At 45.4% G+C, this 21069-nt stretch carries 20 protein-coding genes; 16 read left to right on the plus strand and 4 right to left on the minus strand.

The window, feature by feature from the left end; translation table 11 throughout:
• Nucleotides 1-242: 242 nt before the first annotated feature.
• Complete coding sequence (locus KNQ05_RS08585; RefSeq protein ID WP_029332951.1) at nucleotides 243-1190, minus strand: 4-hydroxy-3-methylbut-2-enyl diphosphate reductase; 948 nt, start codon at nucleotides 1188-1190, stop codon at nucleotides 243-245.
• A 147-nt stretch (nucleotides 1191-1337) separates the two neighbouring features.
• On the opposite strand from KNQ05_RS08585, the gene KNQ05_RS08590 reads away from it, so the two are divergent.
• The 8 genes from KNQ05_RS08590 to KNQ05_RS08625 all read left to right on the plus strand — a co-directional run bounded on the left by KNQ05_RS08590 (nucleotide 1338) and on the right by KNQ05_RS08625 (nucleotide 9664).
• Nucleotides 1338-3125: a two-component system sensor histidine kinase NtrB gene (locus tag KNQ05_RS08590; protein ID WP_088836563.1), complete on the plus strand. Its 1788-nt coding sequence runs from the start codon at nucleotides 1338-1340 to the stop codon at nucleotides 3123-3125.
• On the plus strand, nucleotides 3115-4068 hold the full coding sequence (locus KNQ05_RS08595; protein WP_088836564.1) for a sugar ABC transporter substrate-binding protein: 954 nt from the start codon (nucleotides 3115-3117) through the stop codon (nucleotides 4066-4068). The genes KNQ05_RS08590 and KNQ05_RS08595 overlap by 11 nt, the downstream gene beginning before the upstream one ends.
• A 68-nt stretch (nucleotides 4069-4136) precedes the next feature.
• Nucleotides 4137-5489, plus strand: coding sequence for a DEAD/DEAH box helicase (locus tag KNQ05_RS08600; protein WP_034801484.1), 1353 nt, complete (start codon nucleotides 4137-4139; stop codon nucleotides 5487-5489).
• A gap of 104 nt (nucleotides 5490-5593) precedes the next feature.
• Nucleotides 5594-6493, plus strand: coding sequence for a deoxyribonuclease IV (locus KNQ05_RS08605; RefSeq protein WP_214805171.1), 900 nt, complete (start codon nucleotides 5594-5596; stop codon nucleotides 6491-6493).
• Nucleotides 6494-6512: 19 nt separating this feature from the next.
• Complete coding sequence (locus tag KNQ05_RS08610; RefSeq protein WP_214765416.1) at nucleotides 6513-7127, plus strand: hypothetical protein; 615 nt, start codon at nucleotides 6513-6515, stop codon at nucleotides 7125-7127.
• A 128-nt stretch (nucleotides 7128-7255) separates the two neighbouring features.
• A complete protein-coding gene (locus KNQ05_RS08615; RefSeq protein ID WP_029332956.1) occupies nucleotides 7256-7492 on the plus strand; it encodes a FeoA family protein in 237 nt (78 codons plus the stop codon).
• Complete coding sequence (gene feoB / locus KNQ05_RS08620) at nucleotides 7489-9465, plus strand: ferrous iron transport protein B (protein ID WP_088836567.1); 1977 nt, start codon at nucleotides 7489-7491, stop codon at nucleotides 9463-9465. Before KNQ05_RS08615 ends, feoB begins: the two co-directional genes overlap by 4 nt.
• 16 nt (nucleotides 9466-9481) lie before the next feature.
• Entirely contained in the window at nucleotides 9482-9664 is a 183-nt protein-coding gene (locus KNQ05_RS08625) for a FeoB-associated Cys-rich membrane protein (RefSeq protein ID WP_088836568.1), read from the plus strand.
• 54 nt (nucleotides 9665-9718) lie between these two features.
• Here the strand turns inward: KNQ05_RS08625 and KNQ05_RS08630 are convergent, their stop codons facing one another.
• The 3 genes from KNQ05_RS08630 to KNQ05_RS08640 form a co-directional block, all read right to left on the minus strand.
• Complete coding sequence (locus tag KNQ05_RS08630) at nucleotides 9719-9892, minus strand: XapX domain-containing protein (protein WP_014969827.1); 174 nt, start codon at nucleotides 9890-9892, stop codon at nucleotides 9719-9721.
• Between the two features lie 75 nt (nucleotides 9893-9967).
• Nucleotides 9968-12127, minus strand: coding sequence for an RNA degradosome polyphosphate kinase (locus KNQ05_RS08635; protein ID WP_088836569.1), 2160 nt, complete (start codon nucleotides 12125-12127; stop codon nucleotides 9968-9970).
• Nucleotides 12124-13662: a Ppx/GppA phosphatase family protein gene (locus KNQ05_RS08640; protein ID WP_214765414.1), complete on the minus strand. Its 1539-nt coding sequence runs from the start codon at nucleotides 13660-13662 to the stop codon at nucleotides 12124-12126. The genes KNQ05_RS08635 and KNQ05_RS08640 overlap by 4 nt, the downstream gene beginning before the upstream one ends.
• Before the next feature lie 217 nt (nucleotides 13663-13879).
• Between KNQ05_RS08640 and KNQ05_RS08645 the strand changes: the two genes are divergently transcribed.
• The 8 genes from KNQ05_RS08645 (at nucleotide 13880) to KNQ05_RS08680 (ending at nucleotide 20920) form a co-directional block, all read left to right on the plus strand.
• The gene (locus KNQ05_RS08645; RefSeq protein WP_088836571.1) at nucleotides 13880-14647 is read left to right on the plus strand and encodes a metal ABC transporter ATP-binding protein; all 768 of its coding nucleotides are present in this window, start codon (nucleotides 13880-13882) and stop codon (nucleotides 14645-14647) included.
• Nucleotides 14644-15513 carry a metal ABC transporter permease gene (locus tag KNQ05_RS08650; protein ID WP_029332962.1) on the plus strand — a complete coding sequence of 290 codons (870 nt, stop codon included), beginning with the start codon at nucleotides 14644-14646 and terminating at the stop codon, nucleotides 15511-15513. The genes KNQ05_RS08645 and KNQ05_RS08650 overlap by 4 nt, the downstream gene beginning before the upstream one ends.
• Nucleotides 15485-15910, plus strand: a complete 426-nt coding sequence (locus tag KNQ05_RS08655; protein WP_029332963.1) for a Fur family transcriptional regulator — start codon at nucleotides 15485-15487, stop codon at nucleotides 15908-15910. The genes KNQ05_RS08650 and KNQ05_RS08655 overlap by 29 nt, the downstream gene beginning before the upstream one ends.
• A 185-nt stretch (nucleotides 15911-16095) precedes the next feature.
• Nucleotides 16096-17532, plus strand: coding sequence for an NAD(P)H-hydrate dehydratase (locus tag KNQ05_RS08660; protein ID WP_214765562.1), 1437 nt, complete (start codon nucleotides 16096-16098; stop codon nucleotides 17530-17532).
• A gap of 400 nt (nucleotides 17533-17932) precedes the next feature.
• Nucleotides 17933-18319, plus strand: a complete 387-nt coding sequence (locus tag KNQ05_RS08665) for a GntR family transcriptional regulator (RefSeq protein WP_088836572.1) — start codon at nucleotides 17933-17935, stop codon at nucleotides 18317-18319.
• Complete coding sequence (locus KNQ05_RS08670) at nucleotides 18312-18992, plus strand: ATP-binding cassette domain-containing protein (protein WP_214805173.1); 681 nt, start codon at nucleotides 18312-18314, stop codon at nucleotides 18990-18992. Before KNQ05_RS08665 ends, KNQ05_RS08670 begins: the two co-directional genes overlap by 8 nt.
• Entirely contained in the window at nucleotides 18989-19810 is an 822-nt protein-coding gene (locus KNQ05_RS08675) for an ABC transporter permease (RefSeq protein WP_214805175.1), read from the plus strand. Before KNQ05_RS08670 ends, KNQ05_RS08675 begins: the two co-directional genes overlap by 4 nt.
• A gap of 12 nt (nucleotides 19811-19822) precedes the next feature.
• On the plus strand, nucleotides 19823-20920 hold the full coding sequence (locus KNQ05_RS08680) for a hypothetical protein (RefSeq protein ID WP_214765409.1): 1098 nt from the start codon (nucleotides 19823-19825) through the stop codon (nucleotides 20918-20920).
• The last annotated feature ends 149 nt before the right edge of the window (nucleotides 20921-21069 follow it).

Below are 21069 nucleotides of genomic sequence, written 5' to 3' on the forward strand. Positions count from 1 at the left end.
GGCATGCAGACGGTTTAAAGCGAAATCCGTCTTGAATCGCTTTAGAACCGCGAAAAGCAATCGGTCGCGACCCTGCAGCTTTGCTGTAACGGCGCGGAACATTGCCGCTTTGAAGACGAGGCGAGACAGGGAAGCGCGAACTGATAACATCTCGCTATAGAATTTTAGTTCTTTATAAGAGTTTGTCTACAGTCTAAAAACCGTACGGAACCTTAAGGTTCCGTACGGTTTTTAAATGTCTATTACAAGATTTTTACTTTTGGTAAAATCCGACGCAATTCAAGAAATGGTGTTTTATCATGTGTGCTGATATCAGCTGGGTCATACTGCTGTAAGAAATCGATGACTTTTTTCGTGATTGGTGTTGGTGTAGAAGCACCTGAAGTGACACCGACTTGATTCACGCCTTCGAGCCATGTTAAATCAAGTTCAGTCAAATCACCGATACGATGAGCTGGGGTACCTGCGATATCAAATGAAACTTGTGCCAAGCGATTCGAGTTGTTCGAACGTGGATCGCCGACGACGATCACAAGATCACAATCGCCCGCTTGATCGGCGACAGCTTCTTGACGGACTTGCGTCGCGTTACAAATTTCATTATGGACTTCGACGTGCGGGTACTTTTTACGGACATGTTCCATTAAGGCCTGGACATCCCATTGGCTCATCGTCGTTTGATTCGTGACGATGATTTTTTTGGTTGATAAGTGGGCAGGCAATGCTTCGATGTCTTCGACTTTTTCAATCAAATGGACATGTTCAGGAGCAACGCCAACTGCACCTTCTGGTTCCGGGTGTCCGTGTTTTCCGACGTAGATGACTTCATAGTCATCAGCGACGACAGTCCGGATTAAATCATGTGTGCGCGTGACATCAGGACATGTCGCATCGACGACTGTTAATTTTTTTTCAGCAGCGCGCGCATAGACGGCAGGTGAAATTCCGTGCGCTGTAAAGATGACCGTTCCTTCTTTAATGGTTTCGAGTGCTTCAAGACGATCAGGACCATCAACTGTCAAAACACCCATTCGTTCAAATTCATGTGTAACGTGAGCATTATGGACGATCATACCGAGAATATGGATAGGTCGTGGCAAGTTTTCATTCATTGCGGCTTGTTGCGCTAACTTCATCGCGTCAACGACACCATAACAATAACCACGAGGGCTGATTTTTTTTACTAACATAAGTGTTGATTCTCCTTTAGCGTAGAAAGAATGATTAGTTAGAGTGTACCATTGATTGCAGATGATTGAAAATAGAGGAGTCTATTCAAGAGTGATAACATGATATACTAATTGAGTTGTAAAAATCATGGAGAAGGAGGCAATACGTTGGAGACAAAAAAGATGATGCGGTCTTACTTTTTTCAAATCACCGCTGTTTTGTTCATTCTAATTTGTCTGGTCATCGCGGCACTTGCTTTCACAGCTGACCGTGTGACGATTTCACGGGTTGAACAGCAAACGGAAAAACAAAGTGAAAACAGTGTTGAGGTCTCGAGCAACGCACTCCGTGATAGTATCGGGAATTTACATGAAGAAATCATGGGTCTGCAATTGAATGTCGACAATATGAATGAATTAGAACGAGTCGTTCGCGAAACGAACTTACTCGATATCGATACGGGTTTTAAGAGTTTCTTCTACTATGATTTAAAGACTAAAAAATTCACATGGTTTTCTAGTGAAGATCGACGCATCCGAAATTCAAAGATTCTAGAAGATGATGATTTTCTTCAGGCCTTGACGAGTACAGACTTTCATATGAGTAAACGATATCCGTTACAGTCGGATTATCTCACGTATATGTATGTTCCGGTTCGTAACGGCAGTGAACGGGTTGGGATTTTTGGTGGTGGATTAAGTCTGATGAATTCACTTGTCTTTCGAAATTCACTCGAATCGTTCGACGACGAAACGATGGCCTATCTTTTTAACAGTAAAGGAGAGCCGCTCGCGACTTCGCGAAACCTCGTGACCGACAAAGAACGTGTCTTGACTCAAAGTGTCGTCGACCGGGCATTTCAAACGGTAGAACCATACGATATCTTCAGTACGAACAAAGACATGTATTATTTTGCGCGTGATTTAAAAGTGACGGATTGGAAAATTCTTGTTCGGACACCCCGGAGTGTCTTTTACGAACCCGTGTATACGACACGGCAGCAATATCTTGTCATCGCAGCGTTGACGCTCGTCCTCAGTCTAATCGTCGGGTACCTCATGTCACGTCAACTGACAGCACCCTTACTCGAGCTCGTACAAAAAATCGAAAAAAGCACGACGCCACAACCGATTGAATTGGAACGATCGGGGTCGAACGAAGTAAAAACATTAGTGTCTGCTTACAATGAGTATGCCCAGCGGATGGAAAACGCGCGAGTCGAACAATTGAGTCAACAACAAGCGATGTTACACCAAGAAAAATTAGCCTCGCTCGGTCAGCTCGCGGCAGGAATCGCGCATGAAATCCGCAATCCATTGACGCCAGTCAAAATGACGCTCCAACTTTTGACGGAGCAAGAGAACAATAGTCCGGAAATGTTGGCGTTAGCCTTATCAGAACTAGATCGTGCCAACGCAATGATTGAGACGATGCTCGACCTCTCTAAAGGTGGCGGCGAGGTATTAAAGATGTCGATGATTGACATGAACGAATTCATGAAAAAATTTAAATTCATCATGGAAGCAGAAGCGCGTTTACACGCCGAGACATACGCAGAAGCAGCAGATTGTAAAATTTATACGCCGGCGCATATGCCGAATCTCTATGCCTCTGAAAACGGTTTGTCACAAATCTTGTCGAACTGTGTTCGTAATGCCTTACAAGCAGTGCAGTCGCGTGGTGCAGATGGGATTTGTCATTTGCATCTACACGTCTACACGAATCAATTCGTCTTCATTGTTCAAGATAATGGTGTCGGCATGACAGAACCCCAACTCGAAACGATTGGGCAAGCCTTTAAGACATCGAAAGCGGATGGCAATGGTTTAGGTCTCTATATGTCAAGTCGCATCGTTCGTGAGCATAATGGAAAAATTGAGTTCGATAGCAAGGTTGGTGTCGGTACGACAGTCCAAATTCACTTACCACGAGGAGGAGACCAGGATGAAGTTTAATAAGTCATGGTTGCTTGTCCTCTTTGTTTGGACGGCCTCAATCCTGCTGATTTCAAATCTGTTCGTAGGTCAGGAGGAAAATCCTGACCGTGACGTTGTCGCCTTTACAATCGTCAACGATAAACATGAATTCGCCCAACGGTTGATTACAGCGTTTAAAGCCGAGGCAAAAGTAAATAAGTATGAAGCCGTCGTGGCGACGTCACATAACTCCCGCATCAGTGAACGAGAGCAAATTCGTGAATTCATCAAATTGAAGGTCGACGCGATATTTATCACGACGTTTGACGATGTTTATATTACGAGCGCATTAGAAGAAGCAGAAAAAAATGGGATTCCCGTTTTTGCGATTGACCGATTGATTCGATCTGATGCAGTCGTCAGCTCGGTGACGTCGAACAATCAGATGATTGGTGAACAACTTGCTTCATATGTCAAAAACGAACTGATTAGACGAAATGGAACTGCAACAGGAAAAGTCGTTGAAATTACGGGGACGACGAACATACACACGACGAATGAACGGCATAACGGATTCGTTAAAGGAATCGTGACAGAACCCGGGATATCGATTGTCAATTCAGCAAGTGGTGACTATGATCCGGTGACATCAGAACGCGTCATGCGTCGGATCATCGAGTCCGGTACGGAATTCGATGCGGTCTACTGTCACAATGACGATATTGCGTTAGGTGTGCTCGAAGCCTTGAAAAAAGCAGACATTTCCGGAAAAATAGTTGTCGGAATCGACGGGAATCGTGCTATATTAGAAGCTGTTGACATGAAATCGATGGATGCGACGGTTGTCCAGTCCGCTGAAGAGATGATGCAAGTCGCCTTCAGCGCGTTGAAGCTTCATACGAAAAATAAAAAAATTCCAGATCGTTTCTATACGTATTCTTATCTGTATGACGGTAGTAGACCCATACCCATGTTGAACTAAGTAAATAGATGATAAAAGTGACACAATCACTTTTAGTTGTTTAAGCAGGAGAAAGGAAGGTGACGAAGATGAATGGATTTACCCATTTTGATTTGCACCCGTTCGTCGTCGAAGCACTCGAAGACGCACGTATTAAAAAACCAACGGATATTCAATCACGGATTATTCCGGCTGCCCTTAAGGGTCGCGATATCATTGGTCAATCACAAACTGGAACAGGGAAGACCTTGTCATTCCTCTTACCGATGGTTCAAAACATCAATCCAGAATTACAAGAAATGCAAGCAATCATCGTTGCACCGACACGTGAATTAGCATGGCAAATCCACGAAGAATTAAAATCAATTCTCGTGAAGAACCCAGACTATATCAAAACGAGCCTCATCACAGGTGGGATGGATCGTGAACGTCAAATCGGGCGCGTCAAAGTTTCACCACAAATCGTCATCGGGACGCCAGGTCGCATTTTAGACCTCTTTAAAGAGCAAGCGTTAAAACCGCACTTCGTCAAAAACTATGTCATCGATGAAGCCGATCAGATGCTTGACATGGGCTTCTTACCAGAAGTGGACCGGATTGCCCAAGCACTTCCTGAGAAACTTCAGATGATGGTTTTCTCAGCGACGATTCCTGAGAAACTTCAACCGTTTCTCAAGAAGTATATGAACAACCCACGTTATGCACATGTTGATCCAAAACAACAGACGGCGAAAAAAATCGTCCACCATACGGTTCCCGTCAAGCACCGTGATCGTTCAGACTTAGCGTTGAAATTAGCGAAAGCACTCAATCCGTATATCTGTCTCGTCTTTACAAACACGAAAACAGAAGCGATTGAACTTGAAGCATCATTCCTTGAAGCAGGCTTAAATGTCGGTTCACTTCACGGTGACCTACCCGCACGACGCCGGAAACAAGCAATCAAAGAAATCAATGAAGCGAAATTCCAATACGTCATCGTAACGGATTTAGCAGCACGCGGCATCGATATTTCAGGCGTCTCACATGTCATCAACCATGGCATTCCAAAAGATCTTGATTTTTATGTCCACCGTGTTGGACGGACAGGACGTGTCGACCAAGAAGGACTTGCGTACACGCTGTTTGAAGATCATGAGAATGGTTCAATCAACCGTCTTGAAGACCGTGGCATCGAATTCATCAATGTCGATGTCAAGAGTGGTCAAGTCAGCGAAGTCAAAGAGCGTCGTCGTGCGAAACCACACATGAAGACGGCTGTCTCGAAAACGGCACATAGCCGTTTATCAGGTGAAGCGGCTAAAGCGAAAAAACGCGTCAAACCTGGCTATAAAAAGAAACACCAGTATAAGTTAAAAGAAACAGCAAAACGTGAGCGGATTAAAGAACAGCGTGGCGTCGGACGTGCAGAACGTAAGGCGAATGCGAGTAAATCAAAATAAGTCACGTTTCCCTACGGATGAGAAGAAGCTTCTCGTCCTAGGGATTTTTTGTTTTTTTTCCGACGTTTGGTACACTGTAAGTAGAGCGAAAGGTGGAATACAGGATGAAAATTGGTTCACACGTCTCCTTATCGGGGAAAAAGATGTTACTTGGTGCAAGTGAGGAAGCGGCGTCATATGGCGCGACAACGATGATGGTGTATACAGGAGCACCTCAAAATACACGAAGAAAACCGATTGAGGAATTACGGATTGCAGAAGGATTATTGCACATGGAGGCAAATGGGATTGAAGAGATTGTCGTCCATGCCCCTTATATCATCAATCTTGGCAATACGACGAAACCGGAAACCTTTGAATTAGCCGTATCATTCTTGGCAGAAGAAATTCGACGCGCGGAAGCACTTGAAAAGGCGCAACATATCGTCTTACACCCTGGTGCCCATGTCGGTGCCGGTGAGGATATCGGAATTAAACGAATCATCGAAGGATTGGACGAAGTCTTATCTGGAAATGAAAAAGTAAAAATCGCACTCGAAACGATGGCAGGGAAAGGGTCTGAAATCGGGAAGACGTTTGAAGAATTGGCACAAATCATTGATGGGGTCACACACAACGACCGCTTGTCGATTTGCCTCGATACGTGTCACGTCCATGATGCAGGATATGACATCGTCCACGATTTAGACGGGGTACTCGAACGGTTTGACCGGGTCGTCGGTCTCGATCGCCTTGGTGTCATCCACGTTAATGACTCGAAAAACGTCCGTGGTGCGAAAAAAGACCGTCATGAAAACATCGGTTTTGGTGAAATTGGATTTGACACATTACATCGGATCGTCCATCATCAAGCGCTTGCTCATTTACCAAAAATTTTAGAGACACCGTATATCGGGCTTGATCCGAAAAAGAAAGTGGCACCCTATAAAGAAGAAATCGCGATGTTGCGGTCAGGGAACTTTGATGCAGAGTGGCGATTACCGCTCATCGGAACATCCATTTAAACGAGAGAGGTGTAAGGACGTGTGCCATCTACTAGTCGTTGATGAATCAGATTTTGCTTTACGGCAGGCGGTCGTTCATTATTATGAAACGAAGGAACCCTTTTATTTACCAGCAGATTTAGAAGCGGGTGAAGAAGTTTTTTTAGCGACAAAAATGGGGATAATCGCTTATGCGGAAACGTTGTTCAGTGAATATACGACACGCCCATCTGATCCTCACTGGCGAGTAGAGGCAGACGGAGTCGAGCGGACATACGCGTGTCTTGATTTAATTAGCGTCGACTTACATCATCCGTTACTTGGCACACCACTGACAGATTTGAAGGTTGAATCGGGGATGGTTCAGGTGAGTGTTCGTCAACGCCTTGTCGAAGCGTGGCAGTACGGGTATTTCGAAACCGACGTTACGACGATTGAGGAAGCGAAGCAACGCAGGCAGGAGAAATTTCATGAGCGGAATCATATCGGTCAGTTAGCGGAAGCTTGCGAACATTGTGGACAAAAAAACCAGTCCATTTTAGAGTGGCATCAGGAAAACAATCAGTTCCTGACGCTCTGTCCTTCATGCCATCGTTTAGCCCATCAAAGATCTGATTCCTTAATCGATGTTGCGGCAACCTCAGATGAACCGTAAGAAAGTTGATAGTGACAAGATGTTCACACATCGAATCACTACCAGCTTTTTTTTATTATAGAAAAACGTGTTATAATCAACAATGATAATTGTTATCAATGAAAAATGTATCAGATGGGGGAACCATAATGATTGATTTAGCAACGATTCCAATCAACAAACCCGTTGTTATGACCAACTTAAATAAAATCGAGGATCGATTACGAAGACGCTTACTCGCGCTTGGTTTTTATGAAGGTTGTCCAGTCGTCGTCAAGAGACGGGCGAGCTTTCAAGGTCCTTTGACAATAGAACAAAGAGATCATCATCAAATGATTGCGATTCGGCGCAGCGATGCAAAAAAGATTGAGGTGTATTCACCATGACGCAACGGATTGCTTTACTCGGTAACCCGAACACGGGGAAGACGTCATTATTTAACCGCTTGACCGGATCATATGCCCATGTCGGCAACTGGTCGGGGGTAACGGTTGATAAAAAAATCGGGAAATTACACGGTGGGCGGGGACAGCTAGTCGATTTGCCCGGCGTCTACGATTTGGACCCGCTATCGGCCGATGAAGCGGTCGTCGCCCGTTTTTTAATGGAAGAACAATTCGACGCCATGATTAATATCATCGATGCATCGCAGTTAGAGCGGAACTTGCAATTGACGGCACAGCTGCTTGAGATTGGAAAACCACTTCAAATTGGATTGAATATGATTGACGTCGCGACTAATCGGGGAACACAGATTGATGCGAGGGCACTCGCGACGGCACTTGGGGTAGAAATATTTCCGATTGTCGCTCGGACTGGAGACGGCTGTGATGTCTTATTAACATCACTCAAGACAGAAGCCGTTACTCCACTGCATATTGACTACGGAGAGGCAACGGAACAGGCGATTACAGAAATTATGGAACAAGCAACGCTGCAATTGAACGAACGCTGGATGGCTGTTCAATACTTGGCTGGGAATCGTGTTTTTGTCGAACACCTGGAGCGACGTTCGTCTTCAATTATCGAAATTCGAAAACAACTCGAAGCTCAACTCGGTCGTTTCATTCATGCCCACATTACAGAGTGTCGCCGAAACTGGGCAATCGCGATGCGAGCGAGTGCTGTCGTCGAGGAAAAGACGGATCAAAAAACGTGGACCGACCGGATTGATGCAGTCGTTACGCATCCGATTTTCGGGTTACCAATCTTTTTCGCCGTACTGTATGGATTATTTCATATCACGTTTAATTGGGTCGGCTCTCCGTTATCGGACCTCTTATCGGCCTTCATCGAAGGACCGCTCTCAGCAGGTGTTGTATGGATACTAAGTGCAATCGGGGCATCTGGATTCATTCAAGATTTATTAATTGATGGCGTCATTGCAGGGGTCGGTGGTGTATTAGTGTTTGTCCCGCAAATCTTCGTCTTGTTTTTCTTCATCTCGTTTCTCGAAGATTCAGGGTACATGGCCCGCGTCGCGATCGTCATGGACCGTTTCATGCAAATGGTTGGCTTGAACGGGAAAAGTTTTATTCCGATGATCATCGGCTTCGGCTGTAACGTTCCTGGTATCATGGCAGCACGTTCGGTCGAAGAAGAGCGGGAACGACTGGTGACGATTTTCATCTCACCGTTCATGTCTTGCTCGGCCCGACTGCCGATTTATGCCGTATTCGCCGGTAGCTTTTTTGCGAGTAATCAAGCATTGATTGTCTTATCACTTTATATTTTAGGAATCGTACTTGCGCTGATTGCGGCAAAAGTATTTTCAAAAATCCTAGCGGCCGAAGATGCGACAAGTCTCTTCATGGTCGAACAACCACCATACCGGGTACCGCAATGGTTGACGTTATGGCGGAGTACATGGCAAAAAGGAAAAGGGTTTGTTCGAAAAGCCGGTACGTTCATCTTTGGGGGATCAGTCGTCATTTGGTTGCTCGCTTATACGGGACCAGCTGGATTCGATGTCAATATGAATGATAGTTTTCTCGCGATGATTGGTGGAGTGATTGCAATGCTCCTCGTTCCAATCGGCTTTGGGACATGGCAGGCAGGTGCTGCCTTAATTACCGGATTTTTGGCGAAGGAAGTCGTTGTTTCAACGATGGCAATCATCTATGCCGTCAATGAATCAGAACTCGGTCGTCAGTTGTCAGGGCAGTTCACGCCACTCAGTGCCTATAGTTTCATGGCATTCGTATTACTGTATGTTCCGTGTCTCGCGACCGTCGCCGTCATTCGACGTGAAGTCGGAAGCGCGAAGCTGACGTGGGTTGCAAGTCTCTATGGATTGTTCGTCGCCTATGGTGTCTCCTTCGTCATTTATCAAACAGGGCTACTACTCGGTTTTTCATAAGCTTGGAGGGAATTACATGCATCTTGTCGATATTTTGATTGGATTGATAATCTTTGGATACGCAGGTTATTCTTTAGTTCGTTTTACGAAAAAGGCGAAAAAGGGAAAATGTGCGACGTGTGAAGTAGAACCAACGTGTAAAACAGCTTGTGATGATGTGAACTGGGATCATGTCATCGCCGAAGCATTGAAGAAATAAAAAAACGTTCGTCTCGTCCTAAAAAAGGGATGAGGCGAACGTTTTTTTGTTTCATTAAAACGGCCAACGATCGGCAACGAATAGAAATACTTTCATTCCGAGGAAGACACCAAAAATTCCGACGATTGCGGGGAAGACAGGTGGTGCCGGGATTGGTAATTTAAGAGCGGTAAAGACGACACCACAAATGATGCCGGCAAGTAGTGATAATAAAATTTGTTGTAGCATGAGTTCCAGTCCTTTCTTCATATAAAAAAACGCTTACACTTTCATTATATGAAGATGTCTGACGTTAAACAACATTTATTTTTGAGGTGATTGTGGCTCGAACGAGATTTTATCTTCCTTTCGTTCAATGGCAATCCATTTGTGTTCGAGTGGGTTTTCGAATGATGGTTTTGATTTTAATTTGTCGTTCGTATAATGTTGAATCAAGATTTGCGATTCACATGCTTGTTTACCACGCGTGACGTAAGCGTATTCTCCATCCGCCCCTTGTTCCCGTGCTTTGATATTGTCCGCCAGTGTCATCGCGAGGCAATCCTTCAAATACTCTTTATGATCTTCATCGATGATCGGGAATAAGATTTCAATGCGTTTGCGCATATTTCGTGTCATCCAGTCGGCACTCGAACAGTAAATCAGTTCTTCTCCGTTATGGTGGAAATAAAAGATTCGTGAGTGCTCCAAGTATCGATCGACGACAGACGTGACTCTGATGTTTTCTGAAACACCTTTTATTTGTGGACGGAGACAACAGACGCCACGGACAATCAGTTCGATGCGGACGCCGGCACGTGATGCTTGATAGAGCTTCGTGATGATTTCTTTTTCCGTCAAACTGTTCATCTTCGCGACGATTCGACCGTTGCCATGTTTTTTATGAAATTTGATTTCGTCATCAATCAATGATAAGAATTTTTCAAGCATCGAATTAGGGGACGTGTGGATCGCATTCCATTTCGGCTGTTCCCCGTATCCGGATAACCAGTTGAAGAAGTTTGTCGCATCTTCCGCTAATTGTTCGCGGACGGTCAATAGACCGATGTCGGTATAGAGTTTCGCCGTTGAATCGTTATAATTCCCCGTCCCGAGATGGACGAAGCGTTGAATTCGTCCTTCTTGAAGGCGGACGATCAAGGTGATCTTTGAGTGCGTCTTTAAGTCACTATACCCATAGATGACGTGAGCACCGACTTTTTCAAGTTGTTTTGCCCACTCGATGTTCTTCGCTTCGTCAAACCGGGCTTTCAGCTCGACGAGAACGGTAACCTGTTTCCCATTTTCGACGGCTGTCTTTAAAGCTTTAATGATAGGGGAATCCCCTGAGACACGGTAAAGCGTTTGTTTGATTGCGAGTACGTTCGGATCATTAGCTGCCTGACCAATCAGACGGACGATTGGATCGAACGTATGGTACGGGTGATGTAACAAATAATCGCGTTGTAAAATCTGATCGAATAAGTTTTTCGATTGTTCGAGCGCAGGTGGTTCGACTGGCATGATCGTTTGATAGATCAAGTGGTCGTACTCGACACCGATTTGACTATAAAAGGCGAAAGCGAACGTTAAATCGATTGGACCGTCGACGGCGAAAATATCGCGATCTTGTAAGTCGAGCACGTCGCGCAACATGTTGAGTAGTTCTGTATTGATGGCATTTTTTTGAATCTCGAGACGAATCCCTACCCCCCACCGGCGTTTTTTTAATTCCTTTTCAATCAGTTTTAAAATGTCATGTGTCCCTTCTTCATGAAACGGGAGGTCGGCATTTCGCGTGATGCGAAATGGCATCGCAGACAGGACACGATAACCTTTAAAGAGCGAATCGATGAAGGAGATAATGACATCTTCGAGTAAGATGACGGCCGTCGTCTCTTCATCGTCGACCGGTAAATCGACGAAACGCGGTAAGACGGCAGGGACTTGGACGAGCGCTAAGTTCCGCTTTGAACCATCCTCTGCTTCGAGTGCAGTCGCGATATTGAGCGACTTCGATGATAACATCGGAAAGGGGCGATAGGCATCGACTGCGACCGGCGTCAGTACAGGAAAAACTTGATCACGGAAAAACGCTTTCACATATTCGGACTGAACTTCATTTAATTCCTCGTGCTTTAAAAAGAAAATCGACTCTTTCTTTAAAGCAGTACTAATTTCCTTGAATGCCTCATATTGCTGTTCGACGAGCTCTTTAGTTTTCGCGGCGATTGCGCGCAGTTGCTGCTTCGGCGTCAACTGCTGTTTGTTTTCCGGCTTGTTGAACCCGGCCAGGACCTCATCCTTTAATCCACCGACACGTACCATATAAAATTCGTCCAAGTTGGAGCTGAAAATCCCTAAAAACTTCAATCGTTCCATCAACGGATTTCGTGTATCTAAGACTTCTCCGAGCACACGTTCATTAAACTGGAGCCAACTGATTTCGCGATTATTAAAGTAGTCTGGAGAATCGAATTTCATGAAGTAAGACTTCCTTTCGTTTGCAGTTCAATCGACTGGTCGATGACGCGTTCGAGATGTTTCTTTTGTTTTTCGGCTTTTTCGACTTCAAATCCATAATCATGATCACCCGTATCGAGCGTCAGAAGCAGGGCCTCGTTTTCAATGTGCAGTTCGACACTGTCGACGGCGCGACGCTCCGTCACGTCGAGTGCATCGGCAAGCTTAAGAAGTGATCCAAGTAAATCGAACCGCTCAATTGATTTATCGGAAAACCAATCTTTAAATGGTTTCAAGAGTTGTTGCATCCGTTTGGACGATGAATAAGAGCTGACGAGCGCGAGCGCAAGCCGATCTTTATGCGTCATGCCTTTCAAGTCCGTATTCGTCAATAAATAAAAGGTCTGGTTCGACCGCGTATCTGGATTGATATACTGTCCGCAGTAAAGCAGACGACTCGCTGAATCAAGTAATCGTAAATCGGCGGCGCGTTCCGGAATGATGTCGAGTGAGACGAGTTGACGATATAGTGATTTAGCGAGCGTGCCGAGGTAATTCATCCGATCGCGATTGACTTTATAATCACTTTCGAGTTGAAACAGACTTTCTTCGCGGACGTTTTCAACACGGCGTTGGTTACCTTCGTGTAAGTCGTACTCATAGACGAGTCCTTCGCGCAAACCATAGTTACTCATCACGAATTGGTCGGCCTCGATATGTAACGCGAGTTCGTGAATCGCAATCAGGGCAGGTAGGAAGATATCGACTCGATCTTTTGATAACCCTTCAATTTTCCCAAGGTGTTTTGGTGACTTGTCTTCAAGCTCGTCAACGAGTTTTCCGAGTTCTTTTGTCCGGACTTGATATTGATGGATCCCGTGAAGTGGATAATCGAGAGTCGACTGATGGATGCGGACGAAGTTTCGGGCAGAACCACCAACACCGATCAACGGCAATTTTTTTTCTTTAAGCCAAGGAATTTCAGCGAACTGCTCTTTTAAGAATTTAATCAATTTCTTTTGTTCACTTGAGGTCATCGTCTCACCGGAGATGAACTGGCGTGTCAACGTGACGGCTCCGAACGGAAAACTGTGATAGGCGACCATCTCGCGATTTTCGATCAACGTCACTTCCATCGAACCGCCGCCGATATCGACGGAATAACCATCTGTCAAGAAGGTCGAGTTAATGATGGCGAAATAGCCATAGTAGGCTTCTTGCTCGTCGGATAGGATACGCATCGAAAATGGAGTCGTCTGGTCAACAGTCTCAACGATCTCCTGGCGATTCGTGGCATTTCGAATGGCAGCTGTCGCGACGCAGAACGTTTCTTCGACGTTATGCGTCAAACCGATTTCATGAAACCGTTGGAGTGTGTCAGATAAGATGTCGATTCCCGCTTGATCGAGTGCTCCGTCTTGATCGATATGAGCGGATAGTCGAGCGACCACCTTCACGTTAATTTTTTCGATGTAGCGACCTGAATCGATCGGGTGGAAGATGACGTAACGGATCGAGTTCGATCCGATGTCGATGACTGCTAATTCGTTTTTCAAAGATATCCCGACTCCTTTCACATATAGTAAACTGTTCCCGAAACGATACGGTGAGAAACGGGAGTGTATCTTTCTTTATTGTACCTTGTGACTAACTGAAAAAACGATAACGTTTAAAAAAGTTACATCAGTTGCGTCAGTCAGGGAGCGGGGCTATAATGGAAAAGTTGATAAGACGTAATTATTCCGTTTTAAAAAACGGAAGGAGTGAAGACAAATGAATGAACCGATTATTGAGATTAATCAAGTAACGTACGATTACCCGGATCGCCGTGTATTGAACAATGTGTCATTCACAGTTGAGCAAGGACAATTTCTCGCCATTGTTGGCGAAAATGGATCCGGGAAGTCGACGTTAATTAAATGTATGCTTGGGCTGTTGAACCCGAAAGGATCGATTCGCCTGTTCGGACAAAATCAGTCGAATTTCAATGACTGGTGGCGGATCAGTTATGTCTCGCAAAAGGCGGCTTCGTTTAACTCCGGTTTTCCTGTGACGGTCGCTGAAGTCGTCGAAATGGGGCTGTACGCGAAAAAAGGGTTATTTCGCCGTGTAACGAAACAAGATCGTGAAAAAGTGAAAACGGCGCTTGAGACAGTCGGCATGTGGGAGCGGCGCGACTCGAAGGTCGGTGATTTATCGGGGGGACAACAACAACGCGTCTTTATCGCGCGTGCACTCGTCAATGATCCGGACTTGATGATTCTCGATGAACCGACAGTCGGTGTCGACCAGCGGTATGTCAAAGAATTTTATGAAATTTTAGAAGAACTACGACGTGATAAGAAGCGGACGTTTGTTCTCGTCACCCATGATATTCATTTTGTCAGTAAGCTCGTCACGGACGTCATTCATCTCGTGGACGGACGTCTTGGTTGCAACTGTGGTATTAAGGAATACTGGGAACTTGATGAGCAGACGATTCGTTCGCTTTACCCGGTACCGGGACGCGTGCTTATCCATGAAGGGGAGGGCGTCCAGTGATTGAAGCCTTTATGACATTAAAATTTTTACAGTACGCACTCGTCGCAGCAGTCTTGATTGGGTTTACGGCCCCGTTGATTGGGTCGTTCGTCGTCGTACGCCGGATGAGTCTCATCGCCGATGCCTTGTCTCACGTCACACTTGCTGGAATTGCACTCAGTCTGTTGATTTCAGGAATGGTCGCAAGTTTATCCGGTTTGAACCCTCTTTACTTAGGGATTGTGACGGCCGTCATCGCGGCGTTGACGATTGACTGGTTGCGCGCGAAATATAAACATTTTCAAGAACTTGCGATTCCGATCATCATGGCGACCGGGATGGGACTTGGGGCAATTTTTATCAGCTTGGCGAATGGATTTTCAATGGACTTAGTGTCCTTTTTGTTCGGAACGGTCTCGGCTGTCACATTGACGGATGTCTATACCATTTTAATCGTGACGGGAATCGTTATCTTGTTCGTCATCGCTTTTTATAAGGAATTACTTTTTTTATCCTTTGATGAAGAACAGGCGCGTGTCTCGGGTATTCGTTTACGTCTTGTGCATATCTTATTTATGATTGTCGTAGCGCTCGTCATTGCAATCAGTATGCGCGTCGTCGGCATTTTACTCGTCTCTAGTTTAATCACATTACCCGTCGCAGCGGCGCTTCGTTTTGCAAAAAGTTTCAAGACGACGATTTTGTTTGCGATCATCTTTGGTGAAGTCGCGACGGTCGCCGGGTTGATTCTTGCCTATCAATTCGATTTAGCACCTGGCGGAATGATTGTCATGCTTGCTGTTGCTGAACTCATCATCGTGATGTTAGTGGAACGGTTTTGGATTGGAGGAAAAACGCATGCAGAAACAGATCGAACAAGCGCGTGAACAAATGAAAGCTTCCGGATTTAAAGCAACGCCGAAGCGGCTTGATTTACTGGCGTATCTCTTTGAAGCGAACCGGTATGTCAGTGCTCGAGAAATCGCGGAAGAATTACGGACCTCTCATCCGTCGCTAAGTTACGATACGATTTACCGTAACTTAAACGACTTTGCGGAAATCAATATTTTAGAAACGACGGAACTCGACGGTGAAATGAAATATCGTGCTGCTTGTCAGTCGGGACAACATCATCATCATTTAATTTGTCGCGCTTGTGGAAAGACGCAAACGCTGAACGTGTGCCCGATGGAATTAATGTCACCAATCAAAGCGTCTGGTTTTGAGGTTGAAGATCATAAGTTTGAAATCTATGGTCGGTGTGCCGATTGCCAATCTGTCTGACTCAGAATAACTTCTTCTAGAGGATCATATGAGGATGAAGGGGAACAAGTTGATTTTGAACAAAACAATCAAGAAAAAGGGATTGCCATACTTAAGTGGGCAATCCCTTTTTTGGTTTCAGGATCGACTGCCTTTGTTGCATAGTTCGGTGGAAAACGGGAATAGGACGAACAGAGGTGATTGGAATGATCTATGATGCAAATGAAGCAAGACAAATTGATGAATGGGCACGGACGTCGGGGTTGCCGGTCGAAGTGCTGATGGAACGGGCCGGGCAACATGTCGCGGCCGAGATGAAGCAACGGCATACCAAGACGGACAGAATTTTAATCATTTGTGGGACAGGCAACAATGGAGGGGATGGATACGTCATCGCCCGTGAGCTGATTCGAGACGACTATGACGTGACGGTCCAAGCTCCGCTTGGTCCAACCAAGACGGAGACGGCACGGCTCCATGAAACGTATGCTGAAAAATTTGGTGTCGTCGCAGAGCCACCTTGTGGACAATATGATGTAATTATCGATGCGCTCTTCGGAACAGGGTTTGATCCGAAACGAATCAATGAGGTGACGGAAAAAACCTTTGACTTGGTGAAAGAACAGCGTCAGCAAGGAGCAATCGTTTATGCGATCGATGTACCAAGCGGAGTACCGTCTGATGCGGCAACCGATTTTTCTTTGGAAGCGGTTCAAGCGATGCAGACGTTTTGCCTCCACGCCTATAAACGGTCCGCCTTTTTACTGAAGACCGCACCGTTTTATGGAGATGTCGAGCTCGTCGATATCGGATTACCGAACGCAGCGGAATGGGAACTGTTCGAGGAACCGATCGACAGTTTGTTTGAACGGCAACACGATGGACATAAAGGGACCTATGGCACGGCACTTTTGATTGGCGGAAGCGAGACGATGCCGGGTTCGATTCAACTCGCGGCGCGGGCGGCTTTACGAACCGGTGTCGGAAAGTTACAGGTCGCAACAGTCGATTCAGCAAAAATTGGATTATTAATCAACGCGCCGGAAGCGATGGTGCTCAATCAGACGACGGAAACGATTCAAGCGATGCTTGATCAAGTGACGGCTGTCGGAATCGGACCGGGACTGACTTCGGATAAAGTAGCGGACTGGATTGAACTGGCTTTTACTAAAGATATTCCCGTTGTCCTCGATGCGGCGGCACTGATTCACGAAGAGTATCCAGAACGGCGAGCCCCAATCGTTGTAACCCCACATATCGGTGAGTTTGCCCGAATGACGAACAAAGCGGTCGCAGACATTCAAGATGATTTATTTGGAGCAGCGTCGGACTATGCGATGCTCCATCAAGTGACGGTTGTTTTGAAATTGCATGTCATTTTGGTCGCTAAACCGGACGGGGGAGGATACGTCATTTCCGGGGCATCGAGTGGACTTGCAAAAGGCGGCAGCGGCGATACGCTATTTGGCTTGATAACCAGTCTGCTCGCCCAACGTGACTACCACGATCAAGGATCGGTTGAGCATTTAATCGCCATGGGAGTCGCTTGGTATGCACGGGCTTCTAAGCGGATCGAACAACGCATCCATCCAAGTAGTATCGTTGCGACGGATTTGATTGATGAATTGGCACGACGAATCTAACCTTTTCTTAGCGTAGACAAAGTGATAGTGGGAGATAAAAGTGTCTATCTTTTTCGATGCGTTCTTCGGGCGAGACGGACAAAAACGTACTTTTCCCATAGGAGTCAACGAAAACGAAGCCTTTCAAACTGTGACGCAGTGAAAGACAAGTCATGCAAAGATTTAGAGCGCGTAGCGTCTGAATCGATTCCAAAGCGGAATGTTGCCGCTTTGAATACGAGTCAAGACAGGGAAGCGCGACATGCCTTCATACCCATCCGACTCCTCAAGTTTGTTTACACCCTAAAATCACTTCGAAAAAGAAGTGATTTTTTTTATTGACCCGTGACTGTATTACAAGTATCATACAGTCATAAGGTGTATTAGTGTTTTAATACAGTATAACGATGGAGGTGGCAACATGCCGATGCAATTCGATCAACGGAGTCCTGTCTACCTACAAGTCATCCGGTGGTTTAAAGAACGAATCGCGACGGAAGAGTTGAAACGTGGTCAGGAGATTCCTTCACGACGCGAAATCGCTGCTCAACTAGGAATCAATCCGAACACCGCTCAAAAAGCATATAAGGAAATGGAGGAACAACACTTGATTACGACTGAACGAAATGTCCCGAGTAAAATTACGATGGATCCGGAAGTTGTCTCGAAGGTCCGGGCGGAATTGTTAAATGAAGCAGTCGAACAGTTTGTGCATTCAATCCAGGCGATTCAAGTCCCGCTTGATGAAGTCGTCATGAAAATCGAACACCTATACGAAACGAAAGAACGGGGGAAAATCGATGCTTGAGGTACATGGTCTAAAAAAACGCTTTGGAGGAAAACGTCCCGTTTTGAACGGTGTATCGTTTTCTGTCAAACCGGATACGTTAACGTGTTTAATCGGTTTAAACGGGGAAGGGAAATCGACGATTCTTAAAGGCATCGTCGGTCTGATTCCGATGGACGCCGGCAGTATCATCGTCGACGGGACGACGTCGCGCGAAAAAATCGCTTTTGTGCCGGACGTCCAGACGATGCCGAGCTATATGACCATCGGGGATGCGCTTACATACATGAACGATTATTATCCGGACTGGAACGAGCAGACGGCAGATGAATTGATGGCGACGTTCAAACTGCTGTCGACGGATAAAATTAATGAGCTCTCAAAAGGAAATCAGGCAAAGGTCAATTTATTACTCGGTTTTGCCCTCGATCGGCCGTATCTGTTGCTGGACGAACCGTTTGCCGGGATTGATTTGTTTACGAAAGAACAGATTGCCTGGATTTTTTCGAGTCATTATATGGAAGGGCGCGGCATCTTGATGACGACGCATGAAATCGTCGAAGTCGAGCATTTGATTGACCGTGTGATTTTTTTACAGGACGGACAAATCATTGATGAACACGATACGGAAGAAATGCGGGAAATTCACGGGAAATCCGTCCAAGACCGGATGCGGGAGGTGTATCAGCGATGAAAAAGTATTTGATGTTAACGAATGAAGAAATCAAACGGAGCAGTAAATTGTATTTAATCGTAGTCGGTGCATTAATCGTGCTTGAACTACTGTCAGTCGTCGTCAAGACGATGTTATACGAACGAAGCATCGAGACGTTCATGCGGATGAACCAAGCCTCCGAACTCGAAGCGGTCAATTCGTATGGAAAATTTTCTTTTGCGGCAGCGACCTCGATTTTTGATTACATCATGATGATTGGTGTCGCATATATCTTAGTACTCGCCTTGCAAATTTGGTACCGTGAATGGATTGGGGAATCAAAACATATCTATCGACTCTTACTTTTACCGGGCAGTCGGGTGTCAATCTACTTTGCGAAGCTGACGACGGTCCTGCTCGTGACGGTGAGTTTAATCGGTTTGCAGTGGCTGACGGTTATCGCAAGTTACGGTCTGTTTGATTGGTTGTTACCAGAATCACATAAATTACCAACCGGTCTTATTAAAGATGGGAGTCTGTTGCAAGTGTTTTATTCGATGAATATCGAGGATGTCTTCATCTTATTGATGATGTCCTATGCCGTCATCAATCTGTTGTTTTTCATCGTCCTGATTGAGCGGTCGTTCCGAAAATCACGGGCGATGATCCAGCTGATAGCCGAAGCGATGATTTTAATCCTGCCATTCGGACTCGTGATGTATATCACAGAAGGTCCACTGTCCGGTTTATTGTTAAGAGTAGAATACGTGACGTTGTATCTTGTCTTATTATCAATCGGCTTCTTTTATGTCGGCTTTAGAAGCATTCGCTTAGTCCAAAACAAACTATCCGTTTAAGGGGGGAACATGATGCGACGCTTTCAATACTTAGTAATGTTACTCGTTATATGTCTAGTGAGTTTGACGAGTTATTACGGTTACACGGCAACAATTCAAACGGCAGACTACACTGTCGAGCACATAACAGGAGACGTAAAGGGAACGAACCTTGCGAAACTGCATCTGATTCTGCAGTCGACAGCGAAAGGTAAAAACGTCTATTCCGATGTATCGTTAGATGGGACAGTCAAAAAAAATGGCGACAATTATCTTGAAGGAATATTTGGGAACAGAGAGTTTAACCCGATTCTAAAAACAGACGCCAAGGATTTTTTACGGGCGGATGAAACGCTCAGTGAAGATGACGACTACCTGTACGGGATCCGTACGGCTGAACAAGAACTGGAATTAAAGATGTGGGATAAACAGACGAAACGGCTGACGGAAATGACGCTCCCGTTTCCGTCTACCGTCAAGACAGGGTATGGCACAGGCAGCGTACGCGTCATCGACCGGATGGACAAGACACTTTATATCCAAGTCGATGCGTACAGAAAAAATCACGAGACCAATCAATTGATGCAAGTGGACTATCAACAGAAAAAAATCAAGCCAATCCGACTCGCTTCACCGGCAATCAAAAAGAACGAATTCAGAAACTACTTAACGGCCGGGCCGGATCGCGTCATCTATGTGCAACAATTCATTGATGAAAATAACGATTCGGAAATTCAGGAAACGTATCTTGAAGATGACGGGAAACACGTCCGACCAATCGAGAAGTTAAATAAAACGAATCAATCCTTCGTTGCGATGGGCAACGGCGAACGATTGATCGCTTATAATGAAAATGAAGAAACAAACGAACTGCAATGGACCGTCTATGACACTGCAACGAAGCAAGTGACAAAGGATGCAATCAGGCTTGAAGCGGCGGAGAAAAAGATGGAATCGATTAACGAAGCATTTGCAGACAACCAGTTTTATTTCGTCTCCAAGATGAACGCGTCTGATTATCAAATTCGTGTCGTCGATATCTTGTCAGGGGACGTCATCTATGTCGGACAGATTCGCGATAAAAATCAAGTGAAGTCAAGCGCCATCATCACCAGCTTTTTTGGATATTAAATCAAATCAGACATGTTCAGCTGTGTAAAAACAGAAGAACATGTCTTTTTAAGTAAAAAATTGACACATAACGTAAGACAGGAGTATCATCAAGCGATGTCGAATAAAAAAATGACTACCTCAATGACAATCGGAAATGAAAGGAGGAG

This window comes from Exiguobacterium sp. s125 (assembly GCF_018618605.1).
GTDB classification, from domain to species: Bacteria; Bacillota; Bacilli; order Exiguobacteriales; family Exiguobacteriaceae; genus Exiguobacterium_A; species Exiguobacterium_A oxidotolerans.